At 62.4% G+C, this 2,263-nt stretch carries 2 protein-coding genes; one reads left to right on the top strand and one right to left on the bottom strand.

What is annotated here, in order from left to right; all coding sequences use genetic code 11:
• On the bottom strand, nt 1-586 hold a 586-nt coding region (locus tag RTS12_RS20650; RefSeq protein WP_409455730.1), incomplete at its 3' end, for a phosphoribosylamine--glycine ligase.
• Between the two features lie 73 nt (nt 587-659).
• On the opposite strand from RTS12_RS20650, the gene xseA reads away from it, so the two are divergent.
• Nucleotides 660-2,228, top strand: coding sequence for an exodeoxyribonuclease VII large subunit (gene xseA, locus RTS12_RS20645; RefSeq protein WP_312532023.1), 1,569 nt, complete (start codon nt 660-662; stop codon nt 2,226-2,228).
• Nucleotides 2,229-2,263: the final 35 nt, after the last annotated feature.

Genomic DNA, 2,263 nt, shown 5'->3' with positions numbered 1-2,263 from the left:
TAAAGAAGCTGGCCTCTTCACCCTCCATGAACTCTTCGATCACAACCTCGGCGCCAGCATCGCCAAAGGCACCACCAAAGGCATCATCGATGGCGGCAATCGCCTCGGCCTCGGTCATGGCAACCGTGACACCTTTGCCAGCGGCCAAACCATCGGCCTTGACCACGATCGGTGCCCCCTTTGCGCGAATATAATCGCGTGCGGGTGCAGCCTCGTCAAAGCGCGCCCAAGCCGCCGTCGGCGCGCCGCAGGCATCGCAAATCTCTTTGGTAAAGCTTTTCGAGGATTCCAGCTGTGCCGCCGCCGCCGAAGGGCCAAAGACCAAAATATCGGCCGCGCGCAACGCATCTGCGACACCCGCGGCCAGCGGGGCTTCGGGGCCGACCACCACCAGATCAACCGCCGCTTCCTCGCAAAATGCAATCACATCGCTGCCCGACAGCACATCCAGCGCCACGCAACGTGCCACCCCTTCGATCCCCGCATTGCCCGGCGCGACGAACAGACGGTCGCATTTCGGATTTTGGCGGAATGCCCAGGCCAAGGCATGTTCGCGCCCGCCACTGCCGAGGATCAGGATATTCATGCGCAGCCCTTCCTTCTTGTTCGCCCGCGTTCTAGTCTGAGCGCCCTGACGGAACAAGCCTTGCGAGGATGAAATGGAACTCTTTGAGGACGGGCCAGACAGCGAAGAGGCCGGCTCGAACGCCCATGAGTTCACCGTCTCCGAAATCTCGGGCGCGGTGAAGCGCTCGATCGAGGATCAGTTTGGCCGCGTGCGCGTGCGCGGCGAGGTTGGCCGCGTCTCGCGACCGGCCTCGGGGCATCTGTATTTTGATCTCAAGGATGACCGCGCGGTTTTGAATGCCGTGACCTGGAAGGGACAGGCCGCCAAATTGTTGACCCGCCCCGAAGAGGGGATCGAGGTCATCGCCACGGGCCGACTGACCACCTTTCCCGGCCAGTCGAAATATCAGATGATCGTCGATCAGATTGAGCCCGCCGGTGCGGGCGCGCTGATGATGATGCTGGAAAAGCGCAAAAAGGCGCTTGCAGCCGAGGGGCTTTTCGATGAGGCCCGCAAACGCCCATTGCCCTATCTGCCACAGGTGATCGCCGTGGTAACCTCGCCTTCGGGCGCGGTCATTCGCGATATCTTGCACCGCTTGCGCGACCGCTTTCCCAGCCATGTTCTGATCTGGCCCGTGGCCGTTCAGGGCCAGGAATGCGCCCCCCAGGTCAGCGCCGCCATTCGCGGCCTGAATGCAATTGATGGCAATGGGACGGTACCGCGTCCTGATCTGATCATCGTGGCGCGCGGCGGCGGCAGCCTCGAGGATCTGTGGGGGTTCAACGAGGAAATCGTTGTCCGCGCCGCGGCCGAAAGCACGATCCCGCTGATTTCGGCGGTTGGCCACGAAACCGATACGACCTTGATTGATTACGCTGCGGATCGGCGCGCCCCGACCCCGACCGCTGCGGCCGAAATGGCGGTTCCAGTGCGCGCAGATATTGCGCTAAGGTTGGGTGAAATCCAGTCGCGTATAGGCCGAGCGGCACGGCGCCGCATCGAACAGCCCGCTCAGCGGCTGCGCGATCTGGGCCGCGCTTTGGGGCGCCCGCAAAGCCTGACGGACCCTGCGCGCCAGCGTTTCGATCTGTTTGCGACCCGGCTTGAGCCCGCATTGAAGCAGTTCACCCGTGCCCGCCGTGACGGGTTGAACGTCTTGGCACTTCCTGTTGCCCTTTTGCGCAGCTACAGCCGCAATGCCCGGCAAAACCTGCTGCTGACCGCCTCCAAGATTGATCCCGCCCTGCAACGCCATCTGGGCTTGCGTCAGGAACGCATCACGCGTTTGGCCCAAAGCCTGCTCAACAGCCGCAATCGCCTGCTCAATGACGCCGCCCGTGGCATTGAGCGCAATCGCGAGGCGCTTCAGGGTGCGCAATTGCGTCTGGATGCCGCATTCACCCGTATCCATCAATCGCGTCTCGAGCGTCTCGAGCGGCTGGATCGCCTGCGCCAGACCCTCGGATATACCGAGACCCTCAGACGCGGCTATGCGGTGGTTCACGGCGCCAATGGTCTGATCACCACAGCAGCCACTGCCCGTCAAACCCCGCAATTCGAAATCGAATTTCAGGACGGTCGCGTCCCGGCGCGTCCCGAGAACCTGCCTTCCCGCACAAAACGCAAAAAAGCGGATGATCAAAAATCGCTTTTTTAACCTCTCCCATGACAAAATATCCCGGGGGGCCGGCC

Origin of the sequence: Paracoccus sp. (in: a-proteobacteria), assembly GCF_032007265.1 — a bacterium.
In the GTDB taxonomy this organism is placed as follows: domain Bacteria; phylum Pseudomonadota; class Alphaproteobacteria; order Rhodobacterales; family Rhodobacteraceae; genus Paracoccus.
Note: the sequence above shows the minus strand (reverse complement) of the source record. Positions and strands in the feature narration are given on the sequence as shown.

Coding starts and splice junctions, on each gene's coding strand:
- xseA (WP_312532023.1), top strand. CDS start 660: ATGGAACTCTTTGAGGACGGGCCAGACAGCGAAGAGGCCGGCTCGAAC.